Source organism: Comamonas sp. SY3, from assembly GCF_041730275.1.
GTDB classification, from domain to species: domain Bacteria; phylum Pseudomonadota; class Gammaproteobacteria; order Burkholderiales; family Burkholderiaceae_C; genus Comamonas; species Comamonas sediminis.
In genome coordinates, this window is the sequence record NZ_JBGTYN010000003.1 from 389,809 (window position 1) to 396,148 (window position 6,340).

At 55.9% G+C, this 6,340-nt stretch carries 5 protein-coding genes; 1 reads left to right on the plus strand and 4 read right to left on the minus strand.

Annotation, left to right across the window (positions count from 1 at the left end; all coding sequences use genetic code 11):
* The first annotated feature begins 5 nt into the window (after positions 1–5).
* Complete coding sequence (locus ACCQ08_RS06615) at positions 6–1,721, plus strand: FAD-dependent oxidoreductase (protein WP_373449267.1); 1,716 nt, start codon at positions 6–8, stop codon at positions 1,719–1,721.
* 157 nt (positions 1,722–1,878) lie between these two features.
* Here the strand turns inward: ACCQ08_RS06615 and ACCQ08_RS06620 are convergent, their stop codons facing one another.
* From ACCQ08_RS06620 to ACCQ08_RS06635, 4 genes are all read right to left on the minus strand, one after another.
* Complete coding sequence (locus ACCQ08_RS06620) at positions 1,879–2,340, minus strand: hypothetical protein (RefSeq protein WP_373449268.1); 462 nt, start codon at positions 2,338–2,340, stop codon at positions 1,879–1,881.
* Positions 2,341–2,398: 58 nt separating this feature from the next.
* Positions 2,399–2,857, minus strand: a complete 459-nt coding sequence (locus tag ACCQ08_RS06625) for a hypothetical protein (protein WP_373449269.1) — start codon at positions 2,855–2,857, stop codon at positions 2,399–2,401.
* Positions 2,858–3,151: 294 nt separating this feature from the next.
* On the minus strand, positions 3,152–3,433 hold the full coding sequence (locus ACCQ08_RS06630; protein WP_373449270.1) for a hypothetical protein: 282 nt from the start codon (positions 3,431–3,433) through the stop codon (positions 3,152–3,154).
* Between the two features lie 52 nt (positions 3,434–3,485).
* Complete coding sequence (locus tag ACCQ08_RS06635; protein ID WP_373449271.1) at positions 3,486–6,326, minus strand: RHS repeat-associated core domain-containing protein; 2,841 nt, start codon at positions 6,324–6,326, stop codon at positions 3,486–3,488.
* Positions 6,327–6,340 lie beyond the last annotated feature (14 nt).

Here is a 6,340-nt window from a genome sequence, read left to right on the forward strand (position 1 = left end):
CAGTGATGCAGCGCCGCTCTGTCCTGAAAGGCGCCGCCGCGCTGGCTGGCAGCAGCGCGCTGGCCGGCTGCAAGCCCGCGCCACCCAGCACTAGCGCCGCCCATATCCAAGGCGGCTTTGTGGGCCAGGCCTGGGAGCGCGGCCATGCGATGCGCGACCGCCTGGCGCAAGGCCTGCCGCTGCCCGCGCCCAGCCGCACCCACCGCGTGCAGGTGCTGATTGCCGGCGGCGGCATTGCCGCGCTGTCGGCCGCCCGCGCCTTGCGGCTAGCAGGCACCAGCGATGTGGCCCTGCTGGAGCTGGAAGACCAGGCCGGCGGCAACAGCCGTGGCGGCACCGTGCAGGGCCTGCGTTGCCCCCTGGGCGCCCACTACCTGCCGGTGCCTGGTGACAACGCCCCCGAGGTGCAGGATCTGCTCGAAGAGCTGGGCGTGCGCCAGCGCGTGGCCGGCCGCTGGCAGTACCAGGACGAGTACCTGTGCTTCAGCCCGCAGGAGCGCCTTTTTATCCACGGCGAATGGCAGGAAGGCCTGCTGCCCACGCAGGACGTGGCCGCCAGCACCTTGGCCCAGTACCAGCGCTTTGCCCAGCTGGTGGACAGCGCCATGCGCGCCCAGCCCTTCAGCATGCCAACGATGCGCAGCTGGCAGGCCCCAGGCGGCCTGGCGCCCGCCCACCAGGCGCTGGATGCCATCCGCTTTGACACCTGGCTGGCCCAGCAGCAGCTGGACGACCCGCACCTGCGCTGGTACCTGGACTATGCCTGCCAGGACGACTTTGGCGCCGGCTGCGCCCAGGTATCGGCCTGGGCCGGCCTGCACTACTTTGCCAGCCGCCACGGCTTTCAGGCGCCAGGCACGGCGGACGATGCGCATGACAGCGTGCTGACCTGGCCGCAAGGCAATGGCTGGCTCAGCGAGCAGCTCACGGCCCCGGTGCAGGCCGCCGGCTGGCTACACAGCGGCCACACGGTGATGCGGATTGCCGAGACGCGCCAAGGTGTGGAGATCGACAGCTTCAACCACGCCAGCCAGCGCATGGAGCGCTGGCTGGCCGCGCATTGCATCGTGGCGCTACCGACCTTTATCGCGGCCCATGTGGTGCAAGACCCGCCCGACTTTCTGCGCGCCGCCGTGCAGGCGCTGGACTGGGCACCCTGGCAGGTGACCAACGTCCACATCCGCGCGCCGCTGCGTGACCGCCCCGGCGCCGAACTGGCCTGGGACAATGTGCTGTACGACGATGTGGCCCACGGCGGCCTGGGCTACGTCAACGCCGGCCACCAGCGCCTGAATGCGATGCAGCAACTGCCCACGGTGCTGACCTGCTACCGCGCGCTAGGCGGCAACCAGCCAGGCGCCAGCACCCGCACCGCGCGCCAGCAGCTGCTGGCCCAAACTTGGGAAGCCGCCCGCGACCAAACCCTGGCCACCCTGGCCCGCGCACACGCCGACATCTACGAAAAAACCAGCCATGTCGAGGTCATGCGCTACGGCCACGCGATGGCCATCCCCCGCCCCGGCACCCAAACCGTGCTGAGCCGCATCGGCCAACCCGCCAGCAGCGCCAAGCGCCCAGCGCTGATCAACGGCGAACGCCTCCAGGCCCTGCCGACCCCCAGCACCGGGCGCCTGCATTTTGCGCACAGTGATTGGTCGGGGTATTCGGTGTTTGAGGAGGCGTTTACACGGGGGTTGTATGCGGGGGCGGGGGTGGGGTGATGGGTGCTTTGGAATCTGCGCCAAGATCGGGTTCGGGTTGGCGCAGGCGCTGAGAGAAGCAGCAAAACGACTGCTGGCATTCCATCTGTACATGCCTCTCGCCGCATCGCAGAAAGCAGTGTACCCACCACCGCCAAATGCTACTGGTCGAACGAACTCATTCTGACGTCCGTTTGGTGGGTGTTTCAAAAATAGAAAATTGGCCTTTGAACTGAGCGCAGCCCTCTGTCCCTTTTCCCGGTTCCGGAAATCTGTAGACCCAAGCTACATCAACGACCCCAGCATCTGATTTCAAATCATTGAATCGCTTGTATAAAGATACTTCTTGCTGCATAGAAGTATTTGCCTTCAGCACAACAATCTCCGAGCGATGTCCAAAGGCATATATAGGCCTAATCTCTGTTTTCGCCTCTCTGTATTTCGCAGAATAGTTTATTCCGAAACCGAATACAGACCAAGGAAGAAAATCGTAGAGAATGTCCAAGTCTTGGGACGAAATGTTATCGATCGAGACGACTAACACATCGTTATTTTTTGGCTCAACGCTAACATGCACAGGGCACGCCTGAACCGATGCGCTTAAGCCAACCAGCACCCATAAAGATTTAATATCAATCACCTTTATCGTTAGCTCTCACATTTACATCATTAAAAATCCCACTTATGGTTTGATAGTTTTATGTGGGAGGAGACTTGAGCACACCCTCGAAACGACGGCAATGCTTTTCAAAAATCTCACTATTTGGAATAACGTATTCCCATGCAATTGAAACTCTATCAATAGAAATTCCAGAGTAATACGAGGCCAAATAGCCAATATTTACCTCACTAGAGATAGAAGATTTAGAACCTAATTTTAAAACCAATGTATTTCGTCCAACTCCATGCACCTGTTGGATTCGTTTGCCGTCAACCGACACATGGAATTCCACACCGCCAGACGAAAGCACCCACGGTAGTCGGTCGTATTGAATTTCATGAGGTTTGCTCATATTATTCTCGAGACCTAATTCAAGCCTTCCGTTACCTTTCTCTATCAAGATGAAATCTACTGGACAGCTACTATCAGATAAAGACGATCTGGAATACAAAATTATTGCAAGAAACAAAATTTTTCGCAAAATATTCAACACCATTATTTATCCTTATAAGTATTTTTCACCTATCCGATAGATGTCAAATGTGATGACTCTCTTTTTCACCCAATCCCTGAGCTTCAATTCCGCGTTACGCAATAGCTTTCTCAATCTTTGTTTCTCAAATCTTATTAAACTTTCTCGAACAATTTTGATAGAGACTCTAAAAACAATAACTGTGAAGCGTATACTGCCTAAAACTAAAATTAACGCATTTGCGCGATCTTTGCTGCCAAATCGTAAGAATGAAAGTATATTGATCAAAAAATCAACACACACCGATTATATAAACAATTACAGATTTTTAACTATCTCGCAATACCATTCAGATGGGCATGCTTCGGTAAAACTCCGCAAAACCTCATGCGCCTGGTCTTTTTGACCCATTTCACTCAGATGATAAAATTTATTGATTACCGTTTGACATTTTTTATTCCAAAAACTATCAACACACGATAAATCAGAAATTAGCTCACTTAAATTATTTATATCAAAGTCGCGATCAGGCAATAAATCCTTGCATAGTTTATGTAGCAATTGCACCTGCTCGTTCGTAAAAGCTTCTTTCTCACTCATGACGCCATCCTTAAGTTGAGAAAGAAATTCAAATGCTAATTGCAAAGAACCACTATTCACAAAATCCTCCGTTCTTTTTAGGTTTGCAAAGATGAAATGGCCAATCTCCTGCACGTGAAGCGATACATCTATCAAGGCACGCTTGACAAGATCCACTCCAGCCATAATTCACGCAATTAGCATAGGTTCTAATGCATGCAGCCTTGTTCTCCTTTGGCCATGGCTCGCCTCCAGTGTTTTCATCGGATCCACCACCTGAAAATGGTGGAGGCAGACGAGGTGCCTTCCTTGTTAATCCATAGACCAATCCACCAACGACAGGCAAACCCCAAACTATTATCGGAGCAACTGCAATTTCTCCGGCAAAGTCCATGAATGTCAAAGGATTTATGTTCGCATAAACATAATTATTGATACCCCCATAAATCCCAAGGGGATCCTGCTGCAAATATCTACCAAATTTTGGTTTGTAAATTCTCAGGAAATTATAATTATTTCCAAACTCATTATCAAAATAGTGCCCTGGGAATCTCAAATTCACTTGCACTGAATTTTCAACAGCCTCTGTCGCGCCAAATGATTCAGCAATAGCTTTCCATGTGGTAACTCCCGCGTTATCGGTCGCCATATGAGGCGTACCCAGATGATCCGTATGCAGATAGTGATAGCCGGTTTGGGAACTAGCTAAATCACTATTAACAGCCTCCGCCTGCCAAACCGGATCCGTACTCCACAGCCCCTGCTGCCCCGCAACCGGATTGAATCCATAAGCCCGTTGCAGCTTGCCATCCTTATCCAACTCTCCCATCAGTGCCTGCTCGCTGTAGACAAAGTAGGTCACTTGCGTGGCCGCGTCTTTGGTCACGCTTTTGCTGATTCTGCGGCCGAACGGGTCGTAGCGGTACTGCGCTTGCGTGCCGTCAGTGCTCTCGTAGGTGATCAGCCGCTCGGCGGCGTTGTAGCGGTAGGTCTTGTTGTCCTGCCCACTCGTTTCTTGTTGGGTATGGCCCTGCGGGGTGTAGCTCACCTGGGTGTCTACCGCAGGGCTTGGGCTAAAGGGTGTTTTGCTGGGGTAACGAACCATTTGGTTGTCGGCGTTGTAGTCCCAGGCACCTGGCTGGTGCGCGCTGCTGGTGCGGTTGCCGACGGCGTCGTAGCCATAGTGTTCGCTGGGCAGGCCCAGGGCCTGCAGGCTTTGGTCGGGGGTCGCCTGGGTGAGGCGGTCCAGGTTGTCATAGCCATATTGGGTGGTGCCCAGGTCGCTGTCGATCTGGGTGATATTGCCAGCCTTGTCGTATTGGTAGGCTTTGCTGGCCAGAACCTGGTTGCTGCCGTTCTGGACCTGGATGCGGGTGGGGCGTTGCAGGGCATCCAGTTCCAAGGACTTGGCAGCGCCTGGGGTTCGGATGCTGGTAGGAACGTTCCACTGGTAGTTTTGGTAGCGAATCTCGCTGCTGTTCGGTAGCGTGATCTGGGCGAGCTGCCCCTGGGTGTAGCCATAGGTTTGCGTGCTCCCGTCGGGGTAGGTGTGGCTTGCCAGTTGGCCGTCGCTGTTAAAGCTTTGGCCGGTGGTGAAGCTCAAGCTCCCTGATCCTTCTACCTTGCCATACGTTGTTTGGCTTTGTGCTGTGCGCCCTTGGGCATCGTGGCTGTAACTGGCGCTGCTGATAAGTTGGCCGTTATCGTCTTGCTGTTCGTAAGCAGCCAGGCGCCCGTCGTTGTCGTACTGGTAGCTGGTTTTTTCATCAAGGGTGGTGCCGCCAAGCTGGTGTTGCGCCTCGGTCATTCGGCCGGCCGCGTCATAGCTGTAGGCTCGTGTATTGCCTCCCGCATCGGTGCGCAAGACCAGTTGGTGGGCCGCGTCGTAGCGGTAGGCAATGGCTCCGCCCATGGGGCGGGTTTCTTTGGTCTGCTGTCCTGATTTGTCGTATTCGAAACGGTGGGTGTTGCCGTTGGCATCCGTCAGGCTGGTCAGCTGGTCAAAGGCATTCCAGCTTTGGCGGGTGGATTGCCCTGCCGGGTCCGTGCTCTCGCTCTTTCTGCCCAGCGCGTCGTACTCAACCAGCGTGGTCTTGCCTGCGGGATCGGTGCTCGCTACGGACTGGCCCAGCACATCGTAGGTTTGGCTTTGTGTGCGGCTCTCTCCAACGCCCAGGTGCTGGGTGGTGGCCGTTTGCCTGCCTCGCTGGTCGTATTGGTAGGTCTCTTTGTACGTGGGGTAGTGGGTCGCTATCAGCAGCCCTGCCTGCTCGGTGCCGTCTTGTCCATATTCGTAGCGGGTGGTATTGCCTGCAGGATACTTAATGGCCTGGATGCGGCCTCTTTCGTCATAGGTGGTTTCCGTGACCAGGCCGCTTGGGCTGATGGACTGGATAGGCCAGCCATTGCTGTCATACACGGTTCTGCGACCTGCGCCTTCGCTCTCACCGGGCGCCAGGATTTCAACCACCCGGCCCCGCTGGTCGTAGCGGGTGACCTGGGTGTTGCCCATGGGGCTGATGACATGCGTCCGCCGGCCTCTGGCGTCATAGCGGATTTGGGTGGCGTGGCCTAGCGGATTGGTGGCCTTGGTCACATTGCCTGCGGCATCCACCTCCAGGCTGGTCGTGCGGTTTAGTGCATCGGTCTTGCTGATGGGCGCCCCGCGCAAGTCATACGCCATCTTTCTCGTGTGCCCCTCGCCATCGGTTTGGGCGGTGACGTTGCCCGCGCTGTCGTACTGCCAGCTTTGGGTAATGGCATCCGCCTGGGTGGCATCCCCCGCGCCCTTGGTGCTGCTGGTGAGCTGGCTGTATGGGTCGTAGGTGTAGAGGGTGGTGCGCTGCTCGGGCAGGCCTTTGGCCTCCACCCATTCGATGACATTGCCTTTGCTGTCATAGCGCCAGGTACTCACAACCCCCAGCTGGT

Bases quoted from the DNA above. Each gene is read 5' to 3' on its own strand.
- ACCQ08_RS06615 (WP_373449267.1), top strand. From the start codon at position 6: ATGCAGCGCCGCTCTGTCCTGAAAGGCGCCGCCGCGCTGGCTGGCAGC.
- ACCQ08_RS06625 (WP_373449269.1), bottom strand. From the start codon at position 2,857: ATGGTGTTGAATATTTTGCGAAAAATTTTGTTTCTTGCAATAATTTTG.
- ACCQ08_RS06630 (WP_373449270.1), bottom strand. From the start codon at position 3,433: ATGAGTGAGAAAGAAGCTTTTACGAACGAGCAGGTGCAATTGCTACAT.